Annotated in this window: 21 protein-coding genes; 18 read left to right on the top strand and 3 right to left on the bottom strand. The window is 58.4% G+C overall.

Annotation, left to right across the window (positions count from 1 at the left end):
- Window positions 1–575 precede the first annotated feature (575 nt).
- Entirely contained in the window at window positions 576–2,912 is a 2,337-nt protein-coding gene (locus IT585_12305) for a vitamin B12-dependent ribonucleotide reductase (GenBank protein MCC6964028.1), read from the bottom strand.
- Window positions 2,913–3,526: 614 nt separating this feature from the next.
- Between IT585_12305 and IT585_12300 the strand changes: the two genes are divergently transcribed.
- From IT585_12300 to IT585_12230, 15 genes are all read left to right on the top strand, one after another.
- Window positions 3,527–4,141, top strand: a complete 615-nt coding sequence (locus IT585_12300; protein MCC6964027.1) for a class II aldolase/adducin family protein — start codon at window positions 3,527–3,529, stop codon at window positions 4,139–4,141.
- On the top strand, window positions 4,138–5,316 hold the full coding sequence (locus tag IT585_12295; protein ID MCC6964026.1) for an aminotransferase class I/II-fold pyridoxal phosphate-dependent enzyme: 1,179 nt from the start codon (window positions 4,138–4,140) through the stop codon (window positions 5,314–5,316). Before IT585_12300 ends, IT585_12295 begins: the two co-directional genes overlap by 4 nt.
- Window positions 5,313–5,675, top strand: coding sequence for a dihydroneopterin aldolase (folB, locus tag IT585_12290; protein MCC6964025.1), 363 nt, complete (start codon window positions 5,313–5,315; stop codon window positions 5,673–5,675). Before IT585_12295 ends, folB begins: the two co-directional genes overlap by 4 nt.
- A 19-nt stretch (window positions 5,676–5,694) precedes the next feature.
- On the top strand, window positions 5,695–6,165 hold the full coding sequence (gene folK, locus IT585_12285) for a 2-amino-4-hydroxy-6-hydroxymethyldihydropteridine diphosphokinase (GenBank protein MCC6964024.1): 471 nt from the start codon (window positions 5,695–5,697) through the stop codon (window positions 6,163–6,165).
- Window positions 6,158–6,820, top strand: a complete 663-nt coding sequence (locus IT585_12280) for a deoxynucleoside kinase (protein MCC6964023.1) — start codon at window positions 6,158–6,160, stop codon at window positions 6,818–6,820. The genes folK and IT585_12280 overlap by 8 nt, the downstream gene beginning before the upstream one ends.
- A complete protein-coding gene (gene panB, locus IT585_12275; protein ID MCC6964022.1) occupies window positions 6,820–7,632 on the top strand; it encodes a 3-methyl-2-oxobutanoate hydroxymethyltransferase in 813 nt (270 codons plus the stop codon). Before IT585_12280 ends, panB begins: the two co-directional genes overlap by 1 nt.
- Window positions 7,633–7,639: 7 nt before the next feature.
- Window positions 7,640–8,488 carry a pantoate--beta-alanine ligase gene (locus IT585_12270; GenBank protein ID MCC6964021.1) on the top strand — a complete coding sequence of 283 codons (849 nt, stop codon included), beginning with the start codon at window positions 7,640–7,642 and terminating at the stop codon, window positions 8,486–8,488.
- A 1-nt stretch (window position 8,489) separates the two neighbouring features.
- Complete coding sequence (locus IT585_12265) at window positions 8,490–8,843, top strand: aspartate 1-decarboxylase (protein MCC6964020.1); 354 nt, start codon at window positions 8,490–8,492, stop codon at window positions 8,841–8,843.
- Between the two features lie 27 nt (window positions 8,844–8,870).
- Window positions 8,871–9,605: an NTP transferase domain-containing protein gene (locus tag IT585_12260; GenBank protein MCC6964019.1), complete on the top strand. Its 735-nt coding sequence runs from the start codon at window positions 8,871–8,873 to the stop codon at window positions 9,603–9,605.
- Window positions 9,606–9,673: 68 nt separating this feature from the next.
- Window positions 9,674–10,168 carry a hypothetical protein gene (locus IT585_12255; GenBank protein MCC6964018.1) on the top strand — a complete coding sequence of 165 codons (495 nt, stop codon included), beginning with the start codon at window positions 9,674–9,676 and terminating at the stop codon, window positions 10,166–10,168.
- 182 nt (window positions 10,169–10,350) lie between these two features.
- Window positions 10,351–10,743, top strand: a complete 393-nt coding sequence (locus tag IT585_12250; GenBank protein MCC6964017.1) for a LytR C-terminal domain-containing protein — start codon at window positions 10,351–10,353, stop codon at window positions 10,741–10,743.
- A gap of 42 nt (window positions 10,744–10,785) precedes the next feature.
- On the top strand, window positions 10,786–11,133 hold the full coding sequence (rsfS, locus tag IT585_12245; protein MCC6964016.1) for a ribosome silencing factor: 348 nt from the start codon (window positions 10,786–10,788) through the stop codon (window positions 11,131–11,133).
- 119 nt (window positions 11,134–11,252) lie between these two features.
- Window positions 11,253–12,500, top strand: a complete 1,248-nt coding sequence (gene rho, locus IT585_12240) for a transcription termination factor Rho (protein MCC6964015.1) — start codon at window positions 11,253–11,255, stop codon at window positions 12,498–12,500.
- 176 nt (window positions 12,501–12,676) lie between these two features.
- The gene (locus tag IT585_12235; protein ID MCC6964014.1) at window positions 12,677–12,856 is read left to right on the top strand and encodes a hypothetical protein; all 180 of its coding nucleotides are present in this window, start codon (window positions 12,677–12,679) and stop codon (window positions 12,854–12,856) included.
- Window positions 12,857–12,896: 40 nt separating this feature from the next.
- On the top strand, window positions 12,897–13,175 hold the full coding sequence (locus tag IT585_12230; protein ID MCC6964013.1) for a hypothetical protein: 279 nt from the start codon (window positions 12,897–12,899) through the stop codon (window positions 13,173–13,175).
- 79 nt (window positions 13,176–13,254) lie between these two features.
- Here IT585_12230 and IT585_12225 read toward each other — a convergent pair whose 3' ends face one another.
- Complete coding sequence (locus IT585_12225; GenBank protein MCC6964012.1) at window positions 13,255–14,682, bottom strand: T9SS type A sorting domain-containing protein; 1,428 nt, start codon at window positions 14,680–14,682, stop codon at window positions 13,255–13,257.
- A 211-nt stretch (window positions 14,683–14,893) separates the two neighbouring features.
- Between IT585_12225 and IT585_12220 the strand changes: the two genes are divergently transcribed.
- The 3 genes from IT585_12220 (at window position 14,894) to IT585_12210 (ending at window position 20,260) form a co-directional block, all read left to right on the top strand.
- Window positions 14,894–17,134 (top strand): hypothetical protein, encoded by a 2,241-nt coding sequence (locus IT585_12220; GenBank protein MCC6964011.1) that lies wholly within the window; start codon window positions 14,894–14,896, stop codon window positions 17,132–17,134.
- 149 nt (window positions 17,135–17,283) lie between these two features.
- The gene (locus IT585_12215; GenBank protein ID MCC6964010.1) at window positions 17,284–19,734 is read left to right on the top strand and encodes a copper-translocating P-type ATPase; all 2,451 of its coding nucleotides are present in this window, start codon (window positions 17,284–17,286) and stop codon (window positions 19,732–19,734) included.
- Window positions 19,735–19,744: 10 nt separating this feature from the next.
- Window positions 19,745–20,260 (top strand): DUF2231 domain-containing protein, encoded by a 516-nt coding sequence (locus IT585_12210; GenBank protein MCC6964009.1) that lies wholly within the window; start codon window positions 19,745–19,747, stop codon window positions 20,258–20,260.
- 1 nt (window position 20,261) lies between these two features.
- On the opposite strand, the gene prmC is transcribed toward IT585_12210, so the two are convergent.
- Window positions 20,262–21,116 carry a peptide chain release factor N(5)-glutamine methyltransferase gene (prmC, locus tag IT585_12205; protein MCC6964008.1) on the bottom strand — a complete coding sequence of 285 codons (855 nt, stop codon included), beginning with the start codon at window positions 21,114–21,116 and terminating at the stop codon, window positions 20,262–20,264.
- Between the last annotated feature and the right edge of the window lie 2 nt (window positions 21,117–21,118).

Genomic DNA, 21,118 nt, shown 5'->3' with positions numbered 1-21,118 from the left:
ATTATGGTGGCTATTTGCCACAAATGGGAGCTGGTGTCGATGGATCCGGAAGACACGGCGATGGACCGCTCACAAAGATGAAATTGATAAGGGAAACAGCGTCAGAGATGTTGACGATCCCACTGCAATCAACATCACCGGCCTGACACGGCACCGGCGCGGGCCCACCGGCGAAGATATAGTATGTAGGTCCGAAGCCCTGCGCTTCGGACAGAATCCCCTGGCGTAACTCGATACCGTCCGAACCACGGGGGTTCGGACCTACGGACTACAACGCCAAATTGCACGTCGCTTTGAAGCAGCAGCAAGAGAGCACATTTTTGTGCGCGGCGGTGAGCTTCTAACGCGGCAGGGGGAAATCGCTCTGACGAGAAAATCAAAGGGCAAGGATTGCTCCTCGCCCTCATACGATTAATATCAGAGTCGGTGTTGAGACCGACCGCCCCGCCTTCAGGCAGCATGTCTTCCGAATCGGCTTAAGAGTGCCGGGTCACAACCGTGTCCGCGCTGGCGCTGGGCCAGGATCAAGACCCGGCACAACGATCAAGTGTCAGGATCGCGGGGATCCTGACCTACTAACACTTGTTATAGCCGCAGCCGCGACACGTGACGCACCCGGAATCGTGCTCCAGCTTGGTCCCGCAGTCGGGGCAGACCTCGTGATAGGTCGACTTGCGCTGCACGTCCTTGCCGTTGCCGAAATGCTTCTTCAGCACAATGCCGATCGCATCGGGAATCGACTTGATCAATTCGCCGTTCTGATACAGCGGCGATTCTCCGCCGATGCCGGCCAATTGCTCGATGATCGCGCTCACCGGCACGCCGGAACGCAGCGCCAGCGAAATCATGCGGCAGATCGCCTCGGTGTCGGCCATCGTCGACCAGCCCGACTTGCCGATCTGCGCAAACACCTCGAACGGCTTGCCGTTGTGCTCGTTGATCGTGATGTAGAGATTGCCGTAGCCGGTGCGGATGCGCTCGGTGATGCCGGTCAAAACATCGGGACGATCCTGCACCTCGGCGTGTGCCGGCGCGGCCGATTCGACCGCCGGAGTCGTCGGTGTGGCCGGAGCCGCGGCGGCAGTCGGGGCGGCAGCTTCGACCTTCGGCTCTTCCTTGGCCGCATTCGGGTCCTTGGTCTTACCGGTAGAAAGCACCTGCATCGGCCGCGAACCGTCGCGATAGATCGTCACGCCCTTGCAGCCGAGTTCGTAGGCGTACCAGTAGGCGTCGTAGACATCCTGCTGCGTCGCGGAGTTGTCCATGTTGATCGTCTTGGAGACCGACGAATCGCAGTTCTTCTGGAAGACCGCCTGCATCCGAATATGCTGGAACGGCGTGACGTCGGCGGCGGTCATGAAGAGCTCTTTCACATCGCCGGGGATATCGTCGAAGCCCTGAACGGAATTGTCGTTGGCGATCTTCTCCATCAGTTCCTGGGTATAAAAGCCGCGCTTACGAGCGATCTCTTCGAAGAGCGGGTTGACATCAACCAGCTTGGTATTGTCCATAACGTTGCGGACGAAGGAAATCGCGTAATACGGTTCAATCCCCGACGAACAGCCCGCGATGATCGAGATCGTGCCGGTCGGCGCGATCGTGGTCACAGTGGCGTTGCGCATGATCACGCCCTCGGCGGCAAAGCGCGAATGTTCCCAGTTCGGGAACTTGCCGCGCAGGCGCGCCAACTCGGAGGAGTACATGTGGCCTTCATTGTTGATGAATTCCATCACGCGCTCACCCAGTTCAAACGCCTTCTCGCTGTTGTACGGCACACGCAACTTGATCAGCATATCCGCCCAGCCCATCACGCCGAGCCCGATACGACGATTGCGGCGGGTCTGGTCTTCGATTTCGGGAATCGGATATTTGTTGGCGTCGATGATGTTGTCGAGGAAGTGCACGCAGTCCTGGATCAGCTTGCGGAACCGATCCCAGTCGATGCCGCGCGCCGGGTCAACCTTGGGATTGTAGTCGCGCGGTACTTCCGTCATCACCATTGCGCCCAGATTGATCGAGCCGAGATTGCAGGAATCGTACGGCGGCAACGGCTGTTCGCCGCAGGGATTAGTGGCCTCGATGACCTCGTACCCGGGGTTCGGCGAGAGGGCGTTCATCCGGTCGATATAGACGATCCCCGGCTCGCCGGTCTGCCAGGCGTGCTGAATGATATCGTTGAAGATCTTCGGCGCGTACTTGGTGACGGTCTTGCCGTTGACCGTGTACGGCTCGCCGGTGCGCGGGTTGAGCAGCGCGTAATCCCGGTTCTCCTTGACGGCCCGCATGAACTCATCGGTGATCGCCACCGAGATGTTGAAGTTGGTAACCTGCGCAAGGTCGTCTTTGCAGGAGACGAATTCCTCGATATCGGGATGATCGACACGCAGTATCCCCATATTGGCGCCGCGGCGCGTGCCGCCCTGTTTGACCGCTTCGGTGGCGGCATTGAACACCTTCATGAAGGAAACCGGTCCCGAGGCCACGCCCGAGGTCGAAGCAACCATCGAGTTGCGCGGGCGCAACCGCGAGAACGAGAATCCGGTGCCGCCGCCCGACTTGTGAATCAGGGCCGCATGCTTAATCGTTTCGAAAATCTCTTCCATCGAGTCGCCGACCGGCAGAACGAAGCAGGCCGACAATTGCCCGAGCGGCCTCCCGGCGTTCATCAGCGTCGGCGAGTTGGGCATGAAGTCGAGACTCGAAATCATGCGGTAGAAGGTTTCGGCCGTTTCCTGAATTTGCTCGTCGGTCGCACCGTAGTTCCGGTCCGACTGTGCGACCGCCGTTGCCACACGTCGGAAGAGTTGATCGGGTGATTCGATCACATTCCCGTGGTCATCCTTGGCCAAATAGCGCCTTTCCAAGACGCGCAGGGCGTTTTCGGTCAACGCTTTCTTCTCTGATCCCTGCATAACAGCTCTCCCTAAAAGTAGATTATCCCCACTCGAGTGATCGGAAGATCACTCGCGCCACTTCGATGTTATTCATCGGACATCCCGTCCGGAATCACTTTTTGTGTTCTTGTGCCCGAGTTGTGATCACCGGTGATCACGCGCGGGATGGCAAGAGTAAAGGCTGCAAGAGATCGGTCAAAATAAAATTTCCAGAAAAACACAATATATTGTGGTATCAATGAGTTAACAGCCACAATATATACGATTGTGCATATGTCGATGGCAGTTGCATTTTTTGAATTCTCTAACCGCTTGCCAACAAGAATCTTACAGATCAAACGTCGTAGCCGGTGCCGCAGAAAGCCTGTGAGAGACCCCATGGAATCAAGTTCAGGCGGTCTCGTATCACCAGCGGGAAGCGCTTTCACCGCTTGGAATGCGGGTGAAATCGATATTGGCGTCAGCAGGGCACAGAAGCGATGGTGGCGCCGCACGCCAAAATCGTAATTTGGCTTGACAATGTCGGAAGCGAGGAGCTAACTTTTGCAATGCGAGGATAGCAGTTGGCAGACAAAACGTTAGCGTATCGCAAAGAAATCTGCAGAGTCGGTAAGTTATTGTACGATAAAGGGTTGATTGCAGGAACCGAGGGCAACATCTCTTGTCGGCTTCCTGCAGGCGAGATCCTGATCACACCGGCCGGCGTCTGCAAAGGCATGATGAGCCCGGCTGATCTCGTGGTGCTCGATCGCACCGGCAAACCGAAGTCGAAATCACAGCGGCCATCGAGCGAATATCGGATTCATCTGCTGGCCTACGAAAAGCGGCCGGAGATCAACGCTGTTGTGCATTCCCATCCGAGTTATGCAACCGGATTCGCTCTGGCGGGTACGGCGATTGACGCTTCCGGATTGCCGGAGTTTGAGGTTAGCTTCGGCACAATTCCGTTCGTCCCTTACGCCGCGCCGGGAACCATAGAATTGTCCGACGCGCTCGCAAAGCATATTAGCAGCGGTTGTGTCTACCTGCTCGAAAACCACGGTTTGGTTGCGCTGGGGACGACGGTTTTGGAGGCATTCTTCCGGACCGAGATGGCCGAGCACTGCGCCAAGGCACTTTACCTGGCCTATCAAATCGATATGGCCATGGACATGGATGTCGGTTACGATGAGGAGGAGATCACGGCGGACGAACATTCCCTGTCGGCGATCACTATGCCGCGCGATCGGCGCCGGAGAGAGAATTGAGAATCTCCGGGCGTGTCGTCGTGGCTTCGGCCGAACGCGTGCAGCGGCTGCCGGCGCCCTTCCTGGGCGAGATGGCCGACCTGCAGGCTGCGCAGCTTCGTCGCGGGCGCCCCGTTGTCGATCTCGGACGGTTTGCGTTGCGCCGCGAGCCGGCGGATCAGAGTGCTCACCCCATCACCGAACCTGCGATTCGCCGGGTCCTGGCCGAGTACCTCGCTTCGGAGTATGAAGTCAAGCTCGACCCGCAGCGAGAAATGCTGTTGATGCCGGGCACCAAGATTGCCCTGCTGCTGCTCAACGCCTACCTGGCGGACGCCGATGCCGTCTATCACGTCCCCGATCCCGGTTACCTGAGTTATCGCGTCTTTGCCACGCTGTTTGGCGCGCAGATCAAGCCGTACCCGCTGTACCAGCGCAATGATTTCCTGCCCAACTTGGAGCAATTTCGCGCGCGCGGGGCCAGATCGTTCGGTGTGCTGCTGGTCAATTCCCCGCACAATCCGACCGGCGCCGTCTGCGACAAGGAGTTCTACCGCCGCCTACACAAGTGCGCGGTCGAGTCCAACCTGTTGACGATCGTCGACTCGTCGTACGCGCTGTCGTTTGCCGGCAATTTTCAACCGCCGTTGTTGTGCCAGACGCCGCGCAACCTGCGCACGGGGCTGGAACTGATTAGCTTCTCGACTTCGCTGCTCGCGCCCGAACTCAAACTCACCGCGCTGATTGGGCGCAAGACGCTGATCCAGCCGCTGGCGGCATTGGCACGCAGCTTGAGCTTCGAAGTGCCGCAGCCGGTGATTCGCTCCGCGGCCGCCTATCTGCGGGACGCCGACACCTTGCGCGCCCAAATTGCCGGATGCCGCAACGAAATCGCACAACGGATGACAATCGTCACCGACAAGTTGCGCTCAGCCGGAATCGAGTATTTCCCGACGGCTGGTTGCGGTTTCGTGTGGGTCCAGCTGCGGCATCGTCGTGTGGCTGTGAATTTTGCGCGTTCACTCCTGCGCTCCAAGGGCGTGCTGGTAGCGCCGGGATCGGCCTTCGGCGAAAACGGCGAGGGCTGGATCCGCATCAGCGCCAACGTCGGCGGCGAGGAGCTGGCGGCGGCACTCGATCAATTCGTCCGGCACTATCAGCCGATTCGCTCCCGCCTGCACGCGAGGCAAAAGTGATGGACGTCATCCGCCTGCAGAACATGATTTTTTACGGCTACCACGGCGTCAGCGCGGCCGAGAAAGAAACCGGCCGGCGCTACGAGGTGGACTGCGAGCTGTTTCTCGATTTGACCAAACCGGGTGCCAGCGATCGCCTGACCGATACCGTCAATTATGCGCAGGTGTACGCGACGATCGAAGACGTGATGAACGGCAAAAAGTACGCCTTGATCGAGGCGATCGCACAGGATATCGCCGGACGCATCCTGAGCGATGATCGCATCAGCACGGTCGTCGTCCGGGTGCGGAAAATGATTCCGCCGATCCCGGGGAATCTCGATCATATCGAGGTTGAGATCAAACGCGGGCGGAGTTAGTATTTCGATCTATCTGTCATTGGGATCAAATCTGGGCGACCGGAGCGAGAACATCCGGCAAGCACTGGAGCGGTTGCAGGCATCCGGAGATGTAACGGTAGTGTGCAGTTCGCAATTGTACGAGACGACGCCCGTGGATTACCAGGCCCAGCCGGACTTTTTGAACAGTGTGGTCGAGGTGAAGACGTCGTTGAGCGCAACTGAATTGCTGGCGCAGACGCGCGCCGTGGAACGCAGTTTCCCGCGGGTTCGAGCCGTTGCCCGCGGACCGCGGCAGCTCGATATCGACATCCTTGCCTTCGACGAACTCCGCAGCAACACGGCGGAACTGCAATTGCCGCACCCGCGCATGTGTTACCGCAAGTTTGTGCTGATCCCGCTTCTGGAAATCGCTCCGGATGCGTATTGTCATAAAGATGCCCGGCCGTTTGCGGACTGCTTGCGCCTGATTACGGACCCGTTACAGGGAATACGAGTTTATCATGGATGATCGTTTCGCCCACCTCCACTACGTCGCCGTCGACGGACCGATCGGCGTCGGCAAAACGACTTTCTGCAAAATCCTGGCCGACCGGATTGGCGGACATCTGGTGCTGGAGGAGGCGGCGAAAAATCCGTTTCTGAAAGACTTCTACCGCGACCGCCGGCGCTATGCCCTGCAAACGCAGTTCTTCTTCCTGCTCTCACGGTACCAGCAGCAGCGCGAACTGGTCGCGTTTGACCTGTTCAAGAAGCGGATCGTCGCGGATTACACTTTTGAGAAAGACCTGCTGTTTGCCTCGGCGAACTTGACCGAGGAGGAATTGGCGCTCTATAAGCAGGTTGCCGACCTCTTGAAGAAGAACCTGCCGCGCCCCGATCTGGCGGTCTTCCTGACCGCCTCGGTCGACGTGCTCCTGGCGCGAATCGCCAAGCGCAATGTGACCTATGAGCGTAATTTCGACGCCGAGTATCTCAAGCAGGTACTCGACGCTTACAACTATCATTTCTTCCACTACAACCGCACCCCACTGCTCGTGATCAAAACCGACAATCTGGACTTTGTCGAAAACTCGCAGCATCTGGAAGAGATCTTCAACCAGATCGCCGAGATGCGGCAGGGGACGCGCTATTTTACCCGGGGCGATCAGGAACTGGGAATCTGATGACAACTGCTAAGAACAAAATCACCGCCGCCAGCTTTGGGCCGATGAAGAAGAAGGGCGAGAAAATCGTCTGGATCACCTCCTATGACTACTACACGGCCCGGGCGCTGGATGCCGCCGGCGTCGACGGCCTGCTGGTCGGCGACACCCTCAATATGGTCGTCTACGGCCACAAGGACACCTTATCCGCGACCATGGAGACAATGCTGCGCCACACCGAAGCGGTCAGCCGTGCCGCCCAAACGGCGATGGTGGTGGGCGACATGCCGTTCGGATCGTATCAAACTTCGGATACCGACGCCGTGCGCAATGCGATGCGGTTTTTGGCGGAAGGCGGCGCCGCGGGGATCAAACTGGAAGGCGGAATCGAGATGGCGCCGCGAATCCGACGGATCACCGAGGCGGGAATCCCGGTGTTCGGGCATATCGGTCTGACGCCCCAGTCGATCAACAAATTCGGCGGCTACCGGGTGCAGGGCAAGACTGATGTCGGGAAGAACTATTTGCTCGAATCGGCACAGGCGCTCGAAGAGGCCGGCTGTTTCAGCGTCGTGCTGGAAGCGATGAAGAACGACATCGCGCGCAAGATCACCGAAAGCCTGACGATCCCGACTATCGGCATCGGCGCCGGTAAAGACACCGACGGCCAGATCATCGTGATCAATGACATTATGGGCGTCGGCGAGGACTTTATGCCGAAATTCGTGCGGCAGTACTTCAACTACCAGGCCAAGCTGCGCGAAGTCGGGGCCAAGTTCGCCGCCGACGTGCGCAGCGGTAGCTATCCCAATGACGCGGAGAGCTACGGCTAACGCCGCCATGAAACTCATCCGTTCTTCCAGTCAGATGCAAACGGCGGCGCTGAAGTTGAAGCGTCACGGCAAGACCATCGCCCTGGTACCGACGATGGGCGCGCTGCATCGCGGCCATATGGAACTGATCAAGCGCGCGAAGAAACTCGGAAAGGTCACTGTCGTCTCGATCTTCGTCAATCCGACGCAATTCGGTCCCCGCGAAGATTTCACCAAATATCCCCGCACGCTGAATGAAGATTGCCGGCTCTGCCGCGAGGCGGGGGTCGACTTCGTGTTCAATCCGGCGGCTGACGACGTCTATCCACAAGACTTCGATACCTATGTTGTGCCGGAAAAGATCGCAACGGTGCTCGAGGGCGCCTTCCGGCCGGGACATTTTCGCGGTGTCGCGACGGTTGTTCTCAAGCTGTTCAATGTCGTGCAGCCGGACGTTGCCGTTTTCGGCAAGAAGGACCTGCAGCAGTCGATCGTGATCAAACAAATGGTGCGCGATCTGAATATTCCGGTTAAAATTGTCATTGTTCCCACGGTGCGCGATCGCGATCGTCTTGCTTTGTCGTCGCGGAACGTGTATCTTTCTGAACTGGGTCGCCGGCGCGCGCGCGTGATCCCTGAAGCGCTGTTTGCGGCGCAGGAACTGATCCGGCGCGGCGAGCGTTCGGCGGCGGTGATCCGGAACTATATCACCGCCCGACTTGTTAAAGACGGGGAGGCGACGGTCGACTATGTGTCGGTCGCGGATGAGAAGTCGCTGATCGAGTTGGACCGGATCGCCGGAAATGTCGCGATCAGCCTGGCGTGCCGTATCGACGGCGTCCGACTGATTGACAATGTGACAATGAAGGTCAAGTAGCATGTACCTGACGATGTTCAAATCGAAGATCCACCGCGCCACGGTGACCGACGCCAACCTCGCCTACGAGGGCTCGCTCGAACTGGATCCGATCTTGATGAAGGCGGCCAATATCATCGAAGGCGAGAAGGTGCAGGTGGTCAACGTGGCCAATGGCGAACGGTTTGAAACCTATACGATCGCGGGCAAGAAGGGTTCCGGCACAGTGTGCCTCAACGGCCCGGCGGCGCGACTGGGGCAGGTCGGCGACGTTGTGATCGTGATCACCTACATTCTGCTGTCGCCAAGAGAGGCTGCCAAACACCAGCCCACCATCGTCAAAGTCGACAAGAAGAACCGCATCATCAAATCGTAGCCCCAAACCTTGAAGAAGTCCCCCGACATGCTCGCCATCATACTCGCCGCCGGCAAGGGCAAGCGGATGAAATCCGACCTGCCGAAAGTGTTGCACCCGATCGCCGGCAAGCCGATGGTCTGGCGCCTGACGGAATTACTCAAGAAGCTCGGTTTGACAAAGATCGTGCTGGTTGTCGGTCACGGCCGCGAGCAGGTGATGGCGCTCTACGACCACGACCCCGGCATCGAATTTGCCATCCAGCACGAACAACGCGGGACGGCCCACGCAGTCATGTCGGCCGAAACGCACTTCAAGGATTTCCAGGGCGGGATCCTGGTGCTGGCGGGGGATGTGCCGTTGTTGACGCGAAAATCGCTGACGGCGTTGATCGAACATCATCGCCGGGCCGGCGCAGCGGCGACGGTACTGACCTCGGTGCCCCCGGACGCCACCGGCTACGGCCGGATCATTCGCGGGTCGGACGACTCGGTGAAGAAAATTGTCGAACATGCCGATTGTAGTGATGAAGAGCGCGCCGTGCGCGAAATCAATACCGGAATCTTCATGTTTGACGCGGACGCGCTGCGTTCCGCTCTCCACAAAGTCGACGACAAGAACGCGCAAGGCGAATTTTATCTGACCGACGTTATGAAGATCATGATTGATGAGGGGAAGAAGACATCGGCTCTGAAACTGGCCGACTACCGCGAGGCGCTGGGAGTCAACTCGGTCAAGGAGTTACAGGAACTGGAGTCGATCTTCACGGAATTAAATCGTTGACAATTTTTTGGGCAAAAAGTAGATTCTGGGCGTATTACCAGTAGACACTGGCAGGAGATCTTATCAACATGGCATTGCGAAAGTTATCATTATCGGTGCTTGTGCTTTGGTTGACGTTGGCGTCCGTTCTGGCCGCGGAAACGCTTATCACCAAAGAGAATAGCCCGGCCAATCGCAGCAATGTCACGAGCGGTGCCGGAGCTTCCGGATTTTCGCTGTTCGATCCGTCGCGTCTTCATATGCAGCATGCCTACACGGTGAGCGTATTTTCCGGCGGCGGTCGGAGCCAGACGATTGCGGCCTACCTGAATCAGATTGACTACCAGTTTGCCAAGCCGTTGCGTTTGTCAGTGGGGCTGGCTTTCGTGCATCAGCCGCAATCCTGGTTCGGGTCGTCGGCCAGCAGTTCGCTCAACAACCGGATCCTGCCGAGTTTTCGCTTGCTGTGGGAGCCTTCGAAGAACTTCCACATGAGCATCAACTATGAGTCTTATGTGCCGGGGCTGTACAACTATAACGGATATTATTCGCCGTACGGGAGGTATGGATCGTTTTTCGACTGAGTTCAGTGATTCATTGCGCCCCCCAATTCACCAGATGTTCCAAACTTTCAATCACGATAAAGTAAGTTCTGAGCAAGGATCGCAAGAAATCTAAGTCGGCCAAACCGCGTGCGGGCAGCCGAATCATCGACATTCTCCTGATTGTCGTTGCCCTGGCGGTACTCGTCTTCGTCGGCTCATTCGTGGTGCGGATCACGCAGGGCGAATCGGCGCCGGCCGACCAGACGCCCCAGGCGATCGCGCCGGTGGCAGCGCGGGTGCAGGTGCTGAACGGCTGCGGCATCTCCGGAGCCGCTTCCCGGTTTGCGCAATTCCTTAAGAAGACGGCGCGGCCGGAGTTTGTGATCGACGTCATTGACGAACGCAATTTCGACTCCTATACGCAGGCGAAAACCTTGGTGATCGCGCGCAAGCAGCAACCGCCGACGGAGGCCAATCGCTTTGCGGCCAAACTGGGGCTGGCGGCCGATCGCGTCAGCTTCAAGCAACTGGAAAACGATTTCTTCGATCTGGACTATTCGATTGTCGTGGGAACTGACTTTGAGGCCATCATGGCCGGAAATAAACAACCGTAAGACCTGAGACCGTTCTGGAGGAGGTTTCGAAAACTCTCGTTAATGACCCCAAGTGAACTTGCGCACAGAATCGCGGATTTGGCATTAGACAAGAAAGCGTACGACATCAAGATCCTGGATCTGCGGGAACTCTCAACCATTTGCGACTACTTCGTGATCTGCTCCGCGGATGCCGACGTTCAGGTCAAGGCCATCGCGGATCATATCATGGATGAATTGAAGAAGACCGATGTCCGCGTCTGGCACAAGGAAGGCTACACCAGCCTGCGCTGGGTGCTGTTGGACTACGTCGACGTCGTGGTGCATATCTTCCACCGCGATATCCGCGAGTTCTACGGCCTCGAAGAGCTCTGGGGCGACGCCCCGACCGAAGAGATCGCCGCCGCCTGAGCCGGAATGACCCGGCCGCCGTTTTTATCGCCGTCAGTTGCACAAGTCGCCCTGACCCCAGCCGGCACCATAACAACGAAATTGATGATCTATGAGAATATTTGAAAGGATGACTCAACATGGACATTGTTGAACTGAAAAGCAAGAGCATCGCGGATTTGCTCAAAACCGCGGAAGAATTGGAGATTCCCGGCGTCTCGGGGCTGCGTAAGTCGGAACTGATCTTCAAGATTCTTGAAGCCAAGACCGAGAAGGACGGGCTGATCTTCGCCGAGGGCGTACTGGAAATCCTCGAAGAGGGTTACGGCTTCCTCCGTTCGGCCGACTACAACTACCTGCCCGGCCCCGACGACATCTACGTCTCGCCGTCGCAGATTAAGCGCTTCGACCTGCGCACCGGCGACATCATCTCCGGCCAGGTGCGCCCGCCCAAGGAATCGGAGCGGTATTTCGCTCTGCTCAAGATCGAGGCGGTCAATTTCGAGAACCCGGACGTCGCCAAGCACAAGATTCTCTTCGATAACCTGACACCGCTCTATCCGAACCAAAAATTCACGCTGGAGACATCGGCCGAAGAGCAGACGACGCGCGTCATGGATCTGATGTGCCCGCTCGGCAAGGGGCAGCGCGCCCTGATCGTCTCGCCGCCGAAAGCCGGCAAGACGATTATCCTCCAGAAAATCGCCAACGCGATCACGACCAATCACCCCGAATGCAAGCTGATCGTCCTGCTGATCGACGAGCGGCCGGAAGAAGTCACCGATATGAAACGCTCGGTCAAGGGCGAAGTGATTTCCTCGACCTTCGACGAGCCGGCGGAACGCCACGTGCAGGTGGCGGAAATGGTGCTGCAGAAAGCCAAGCGCCTGACCGAGCACCAGCACGATGTCGTGATCTTGCTTGACTCGATCACCCGTCTGGCCCGCGCCCATAACGCCGTGGTGCCGCACTCCGGTAAAATCCTCTCCGGCGGTGTCGACTCCAACGCGCTGCAGAAACCGAAGCGCTTCTTCGGTGCCGCGCGCAATATTGAGGAAGGCGGCTCGCTGACGATCATCGGCACCGCGCTGATCGAAACCGGTTCGCGCATGGACGAAGTCATTTTCGAAGAATTCAAGGGCACCGGTAACTCGGAAATCGTGCTCGACCGCCGTCTCGCCGATCGCCGCATCTTTCCGGCGATGGACATCAACCGCTCCTCGACGCGCAAGGAAGAGCTACTGCTCGACGAAGCGACGCTGGCGCGAATGTGGATTCTGCGCAAGTTCCTGGCCGATATGAATGCCATCGAAGCGATGGAATTCCTGCTCGACCGCCTGCGCAAGACCAAGTCGAACAAGAAGTTCCTGGACTCGATGAAGGATTAGTGTCCTGCCATTGGTGTCTGCTTAAAGGGGTGAACGCTGAGAGACACAAGACTGATCGGTCTATGTCGTCAAAGTCTCAGACCATTCAGGCACGTCCGATTTCCGCAACAATAGGGACAAGGAACTCGTTATTCCTCTCGGATGTTGCCGTCAGGCATCATTTTGGGAGGGAGTACATGAGTTATCGCGTCCATCGCCTGGAGGTCAAGAAAGACACCGCCCAGGCCAATCTGGAAGAGTTCTTGAACCGGCAGAGGGGGGAAATCATTGCCGTGATTCCCTACGTCAGTCCGTCATTTCAATTCATGGGCGCGACGTCCAAGGTGGATTTCTTGCTCATTGTCGAGCGCGTCTGATAGCTAATCGGGCGCGCATTCGATCGAGAGGGAGATCGATATGTCTTTGGTGACTTCGCTGATGGTGGTCGGCGCGATCGCCATGGTCTGGTATGTGGTGTCGAGCATACTGATCGTGGTTGACCTGCAGCGGCGCGGCGAGAAGCTGAATTTCCTTCTGATCCGCATGTTGCTGATCGCCTGGGTTAATCGCTACAAGAAACTGACGCTGGAAGCGACCGGGCATGTAGGCGTGCTCTACTATCACTGGCAAACGTCGGTGATCATCATGATGATTGCCTTCGTTGCCGCGGTAGCGATCAAGTTAAGCACCCGATAGACACACTGCAGAGCAACCCTACAAATGCGAAAGGCGCAGGAACCTGCGCCTTTCATCTTATCAGCAAGTCAGAATTCGGCTATTTCGCCAGCACCATCTTCCGCGATTCGACAACATCACCGACACGGATTTGATAGAAGTAAATGCCGCTGGCAGCCGGACGGCCAAGTTGATCGGTGCCGTCCCAGGTCGCCGCATACAGCCCCGGCCCCAACATCGCATCTTCGAGCACCCGCACGCGCTGGCCGAGCAGGTTGAAGACGACCAACTCGACGTGCGCCGGTTTGGGCAAACTAAAGCGAATCTCGGTCGATGGATTGAAGGGGTTGGGATAATTCTGCAATAACTGGAAATCGCGCGGAAGTTCGTCGGTATCCACCTTGACGGCCAGAATGTTTTCGTACACGAAAACGGTGCGCGAGTCGTTGACCCAGTCCTCGGCCGGAGCTTTGACCTGGCCGATTTCGAGAATCAGGTTGTCGTTGCCATCATAAGTCATATTGGATTTGTCGAGAATGCCGCTGGCAATATGGTAGGTAACAGTTTCGGTATTCAGATTGCCGGTATACTTAAGCGTATCGACGTCGGTCGGCGACCAGGCGCTGCCAACCCAGCTTGAACTACGATCCAGCGTTTGCAGCTCACCGCTGTACTCGTACTCGTTTCTGTAGACATTCGTCCAGGTGCTGCCGCCCCAAGTCTGATAGACGCTTTCGGTCTCCAGATTGCCGCTGTAGGTGCTTGTCGTCCGGTTCAGATTGACCCAGGACCCGGCCCAGTTCTGAGTCAGTAACTCGGTCTGGTTACTGTTGCCGTCGTACGAGAAAGTCTCCAGGTGAAAGTTCATCCAGGTGCCGGCATACTGCTCGGTCAAGATGGTGGCAAGGCGATCGCCGGCGCCATAGGTCATCGTCGAGCGCTGATTGTCGGCAAATGTCACACCGTTCCAGTTCTGGCCGGTAATCGTGGCAACCCGGTTTGAACCGTCGTAAGTATAAATGCTTCGCCCGAAGTTTGCCCAATCGCCCTCATTCCACATTTGATAGGTGACAGTCTGGAGGCGGTGCGAGCCGTCGTAGGTCGAGATCACCTGGAAGACATTAAGCCACTTGACCGAGTCAACGTCCCATTCTTCGGTCAGCCAGAGCGTCTGCTTGCCGTTGCCGTACGTGTAGGTGTTGCGGGCATCCGGATCCCAGGTATCGACGTTCCACAGATAGGCCGTGTCCGAAGTTGGCATCCAGGCGTTCGGTCGCAGGTTGCGCAGCAACGTCTGCACCTCCGTCTGCAGCGCTTCCTCGGAAACCAGACCGGACACCATGTGCGCGGCCACAACTACCCTCTGAGCGGGAGAAATCTCGACCGGAAGCGGCATCGCCTCCTGCAGTTGGCAGGCGTTACGCAGCAAGTTCCCCGGCTTTACTGCCCCCGAAGCCGTGGCGGTGAGGAGCAGAAGCAGAGCAGTCACAGGAACAAGCGAGCGAACGCGCATGAGCGTTTGCGACATAAAGACATCCTCCAGATTGAATGATTAAGGATCGAAACTTCCGAAATCGATCCCCCAAAGTCAAGAATTTTACGAGAAATCTGCGCTCAAGTTGCGCCGCAATTTCCTCTGGCAACCTGATGCAAATTCTTTTACAATCGAAGCCGGTGCCGGAGCGAGGTTGAGTCCGGTCAGAACGTCGAGAATTTCCCAACCCTAAGGATAGAGGATCATGAACAGCGTTCAAGTGTGGCAGACAATTAAGGACGACGTGTCGCGCGAAATCGGCGCATTTCTCAAGCACCAATTTGATTCCGGTTCGGTCGATCAGCTAATCTACGAGAAAGCGGTTTCGGACGTCGGCGTATTCGCAAACCTGTGCAAATGGATGGAGTCGCCCGCCATCGATCGGATTTCTCCCAACACCAAGCCGGGAATTCTGGCGGCGATCTTCGCCCAACGCTGGCCGGACGTCAACGAAGCCTTCTTCACCGACGTCGAGTTCGGCACCGGCGGGATTCGCGGCCGCGCGGTGATCTCGGACTGGGAGCTGGAGATGCTGCGTGACGTCGGAATTGACGCGCCCTTCCTGCGCGGGCCCAACACGATCAATGACGTGGTGCTGCTGCAAAAGTCGGCGGCGATCGCCAAATTCGCGAATATGCGCGGCTTCAAGTCGCTGGTGATCGGTTTCGACAGCCGTATCCGCGGCCGCGACTTCGCCAAGATCATCGCCGAGCTGTTCATCGACTTCGGTCTGAAGGTCTATTTGTTTGACGACGTCGTGCCGTATCCCGAAGTAACCTTTGCGATTCCGACAATGCACGCCGACATGGGCATTTTGCTTTCGGCTTCGCACAATGACCGCCGCTATAACGGCTATAAGCTGTCGTGCGGCAACGGTTCGCAGTTCTCGGTGGCGGAGCGGAGAATGATCCTGAGCGAGTATATCGGCAAGACCGGCTTCGACGAGATCCGCCGCGCTGATCTGGCCCGAGCCACGAATGAGCAGTTGACCTTCCTCGGCGGCGCCAAGCGCGTCAAGGGGATCAACTACTACAACTATCAGGGTGAGCCGGTGAACGTGCACAAGCAGCATGAAAAACAAATCATGTCGTTCCTGCTCGACAAGAAGCTGCTGGCGGCGCAAGCCAAGAAACTCAATCTCGGCTTCTGCGCCTATAACGGCGCCGGACGGGATGCCGTGCCGCGCCTGATCCACTCGCTCAAGATCGATAAGCTGGATCTGATCTCGGTAATGCAGCCGGTCGACGGCATGTTCCCGGCCTTTGACGACCTCAAGAGCCCAAAGGGGAAGAAAGTCTATCAGCAACCCGATCCTGGCGATAAGTTCGCCGCCATGAAGGCCGTGACCGAATACATCAAGGAGTTCGGTGCGGAGAAATTCGCCAAGCTCGACGCGCTGATCGGCACTGATCCCGATGCCGATCGCGTCGGCGTCGTCGTGCCGGTGCCGAAATCGCAGCGGGCGATCTACGGCTCCGACTCGACCCTGCTCGATGCCGATACCGCCTGGGCGATCCTGCTCTGGTACCGGATGGAGAAGATGAAGCAGGCGAAAGGCGACTTCTCCAGATATTTCCTCGTGCAGTCGCACACCACCACCGATGTCATTACGTTGCTGTGCGAGAAGTATGGCATTGCCTGGATCAAGACCTGGGTGGGATTTGCGCAACTGTCAGCGGCGGTCGAACGCGTTTGGAAAAACGACGAAATCTCCAAGAAGATCTACTGGACGTTGTACGACTTCAAGGGTTTGACGCCGCAGGCAACGGTCAATTTGGCGGCGCTCGAACAGTCGAACGGCTTCTCCATCCTCGGCGCGAAGCCGAGAGATGAGATGTCGATGGGCACCGACGGCCACGTGCGCGACAAGGACGGAATCTTTGCCGCGATGCTGTTCCTCGAGGTGCTCGCCTACGCCAAGGCCCAAAAGAAGTCGGTGCTGGATCTGGTCAACGAGAAGTTGTACCTCGACCCGGCCATCGGCCTGATTCGCACCGGCTATCGCCCGGCGCCGGTCTACGGACAATATGAAGGCATCGAGGGCCGTTCCACCAAGATGAAGGTGATTCACAAGGCGGAAGGCCTGATGGAGCGGCTCGCCGGCGGCGGCGCAGTGAAATTCGGCGGTCTGAAGGCCACGCACTTTGAAGTCTACAAGACCGGCAAATACGACATCCAGCACGGCTACACCAAGGGCTACAACCCGGACGACCCGTCGACCTTCGGCTTCCCGGACGAGGGCATTCGCTTCTTCTTCGGCGACTATTACAGTCATCTGACGATCCGCCCCTCGGGCACATCCCAGAGCCTGCGCTTCCACATTCAGTTGCGCGAAAAGAAGGTGTCGAAGGGCGACCTGCTAAAGAAGCGGATCGCCATGGAGCGGAAAATCACGTCGATCTTTGAGGATGTCGGCAAACAACTTGACGTCGATTGGGACGAATAAACGTTTCCGACCCGCAAGGCGGCGGCTTCCCGGTGCCACCTGGATGCAGCCCCGTTGCGCTGAGGCTCATAACCTCCGTGGAACAATTGGGCTAATCTCGATGTTGACCACATGGGTCGGCTAAGGTTAGTTTGGAGCTGGAGGGATCGATGACCCATTCGACGACTGCAACTGCATCCGCGACCGCGGGACAGGCGAGCATCAACCTGACCGTCACGGGGATGCACTGCGCCAGCTGTGTGGCTCGCGTCGAGGGCATTATCAAGGGTGTGAGCGGCGTCAATCAGGTCGCTGTCAATCTGGCCACCAGTCAGGCCGCCATCAAATACGATCCCCGGCATCTGAGTCTTGAAGTACTTGCAGCCGCTCTGGAAGCGGGTGGCTATCCGGCCGCGTTCGAGGAGACACAGATTGAAGTCACTGGAATGCACTGCGCCTCGTGCGTTGTGCGCACCGAGGACTTCATCAAGAGCATCCCCGGCGTCGTGGCCGCCTCGGTCAATTACGCGACCGGGACCGGGAGTATTCGCCACGCCGCGATCCCGGACCTGCAGGCTCAACTCGACGCGGCGCTGGCGGGATCAGGCTACCAGGCGCGAATAGCAGGCGCGCTCAACGAGCTGCAAGACCCGGCCGCCGCGGAACTGGCATCACTCAAAACCCCACTGATCTTCAGCTTGATCGCCGCGGCGATTACGATGCTGCTGATGCTATTGGAGCATCTTGAGCGGCTGCCTGCCAGTCGCGCGACATCCGGCTACGTACAGTTGGCATTGGCAACAGCGGTCTACTTCTGGGCCGGGCGCCGATTTCACCAGGGGCTCTGGAGTTCGCTGAAACATCGAACCGCGGACATGAACACGTTGATCTCGCTCGGAACGTCGGCGGCATACTGGTTCAGTGTCGCCGCGCTCCTGCAGCCCGAGCTCTTCTTCACCGGTCAACATCACCCGGAACTGTACTTCGATTCCACCGTGATGATCATCGCGCTGATTCTCCTCGGCCGCTATCTGGAAGCAAAGGCGAAAGCGCGCAGTTCCAGCGCCATTCGCAAGCTCTTGAACGCCCGACCGGAGCAGGCGGCAGTCGTGCGCGACGGCAAGGAAACGACCGTGCGGCCGGATGATCTGGTGCCGGGCGATATCGTGCGCGTGCGACCGGGGGAGAAAATCGCGGCGGACGGTGTGATCATCGCCGGCACCGGTGCCGCTGACGAGTCGATGCTGACCGGCGAGGCCTTGCCGGTGGAAAAGCAGATCGGCGATCCCGTCACCGGCGGTACCATCAACAGTAGCGGCAGTTTTGATTTCCGCGTCACAACCTATCAGCGCGATTCGCGTCTGGCGCGGATCGCGGCGCTGGTTCAGCAGGCCCTGACAACCAAACCGGCAATCCAGCGACAGGTCGACAAAGTCGCCGCCGTGTTTGTGCCAATCGTGATTGGCGTCGCCATCGTGACCCTGGTTGTCTGGCTGCTGGCTGGAGCCGAGTTCGCCTTTGCCCTTAAGTCGTTGATTGCCGTCCTGATCATTGCCTGCCCGTGCGCGCTGGGCTTGGCGACCCCGGTTGCCTTGATGGTTGCGGTTGGTCGCGGCGCCACACTCGGCATGCTGTTTCGAGGCGGCGAATCCCTCGAACAAATCGGCAAGGTTGCCAAGATCTTCTTCGACAAGACCGGCACTCTAACGGAAGGCAAGTTTCGCGTTGCCGCCGTGCACGTAGTCGGCATCGACGAACAGCAGGCCCTGACGGCGATAGCGGCCGTCGAAAACCGCTCGGAGCATCCGTTGGCCAAAGCTCTTATGGAGTACAGCGGCAGCAAATCCATCGTTCCGCCGGAAGTGGCGGACTTCATCGCCTATGCCGGCGCCGGCGCGGCGGGAGTTGTCGACGGCAACCCGGTGCTGCTGGGCACCAAGAATCTCTTCGACCATCGCAAAATCGACCTCGCGGGATTGGCACCCGCTTACGAACAGGAGACTGCACTCGGACGCAGCGTGATGCTGGCCGCTATCGACGGGCGCGCGGTGGCACTGGTTGCGTTTGCGGACGTTGTCAAACCACAGGCGCGGCCGGCGCTGGATGATTTGCGCGAGCTGCAAATCGCGCCGGCAATCCTGACCGGCGACAATCAGGCGGCAGCGGGCTTGGTCGCGCGCGAGCTGGGCGTGAGCGAAGTCCACGCAGAATTGCTGCCGCAGCAGAAACTCAATACGATTTCCGCGGCGAAGGCGGAAGGGATGCCGGTGGGCATGGTCGGCGACGGCGTCAACGACGCGCCGGCGCTGGCGATCGCCGATGTCGGCATCGCGCTCTCGTCCGGCAGCGATATCGCCATCGAAACGGCGGCGGTCACCTTGAGCAACAACGACCTGACCAAGGTGCCGCAGGTCATTCGCCTGGCGCGGGCAACACGCCGCAACATCCAGCAAAATCTCTTCTGGGCATTCTTTTACAACGTGGCCGCAATCCCGATCGCCGCCGGTGTGTTGTATCCAGCGTTTGGCTGGCAGTTGTCGCCGATGATCGCGGCGGCGGCGATGGCCATTTCGTCCGTCTTTGTCGTCACCAACGCGCTGCGGCTGCGTCGATTCAGTTGAGGAAGTAAACTTGCCGAATCCGCATCCGATCATCGTCCACTTCGCCATCGGGCTCTTTGTCACGGCGATCGTTGCCGAAATCCTGGCCTATTTCCTGAAGTCGAAACTCTGGAACCTCGTCGCGCTGGTCAACGGCGGTATCGCCGCGGCCGCGGCATTTGCAGCGGTCGTCACCGGGCTGATGGCCAAACCGCTCGTCACCGCTGGACCGGCCGTATTCGTCCTGGAATCGCACGAGACCATGGGCTATCTGGTACTGGCGACCGCTCTGGTGTTTACCGGCCTGAAGTTCTATGGGCATTGGCGTCCGAGCGAGAGATTCGTCACCGCGACGGTCGGCGCGGGATTGTTGGGACTGGTCTTTACCGTCATTGCTGCGCATGAAGGGGGCGAACTGGTGTACCGCTATGGCGTCGGAGTGCGAAAGGATGCGCCGCAGGAAGTTCAGAAATATCCTTATGGCCGGCCGCTGACCGCACCGGCGGATTCAACCGGCGACAGCACGAGTACACCTCCAGGCAACTAACTCAGGGCTTCGTGAGAATTACCCCGCGCGGGCGACGGTTGTAATCGATAATGATCTCCGGCGCGCCGTAGGCGCCGCTCTTCCGCGCGATCTCCGTCACGGCTGCGGCATGGTCGATACCGAACTCCAGCACGAGCGCACTTCCCGCCTTAAGATTCTTCGGTGCCAATTCGATCAGCGGCCGCACCGCTTCGAGACCGTCCGCTCCGCCAACCAGGGCGCCGCGCGGCTCGAAATCACGGACCTCCGGCATTAACCCGGGATACTCGCTTTCACGGACATAAGGCGGATTGGAAATGATCAAGTCGAATTCCTCTTTGCCGAGCGGTTCCAGCAGTTCGCCCGGACGCAACAAGATGCGATGACCGAACTGATGTGCAATTACGTTCTCCTGCGCCAATTGCAGTGCCGTCGGCGATAGGTCGGTGGCGATGACTGTGGCATCCTCACGAGTTGCCGCAATCGCGAGGGCGATGCAGCCGGTGCCGGTGCCGATATCAGCGATCCGCGGTGCCTGGCAGTCTTTGACGATCGCCAGCGCCTTCTCGACGACAATCTCGGTTTCGGGTCGTGGCACCAGGGCGCGGCGGTCGCACTTGATCGTCAGGCCATACCACTCGGTCGAGCCGACGATATACTGCAGCGGCTCATGGTAAGTCTTGCGTCCGATCATATCGCGGAACTTCGCCGCCAAATCGCCATCGATGGTGCGGTTGATGTCAAGAAAGAGGTCGATCCGGCGGAGATTCAGCAGTGCCCGCAGCATGACTTCCGCGGCGAAGCGCGGGTTCTCGATTCCGGCGGTGCGCAATTCTTCCCGCCCCCAATCGAGCAGTTCCCGGACGGTCTTGGTCATTG

The sequence above is a fragment of the Candidatus Zixiibacteriota bacterium genome (assembly GCA_020853795.1).
In the GTDB taxonomy this organism is placed as follows: domain Bacteria; phylum Zixibacteria; class MSB-5A5; order CAIYYT01; family CAIYYT01; genus JADJGC01.
The sequence above is the reverse complement of the archived record's forward strand: the minus strand, read 5'-3'. Positions and strand labels throughout refer to the sequence as shown.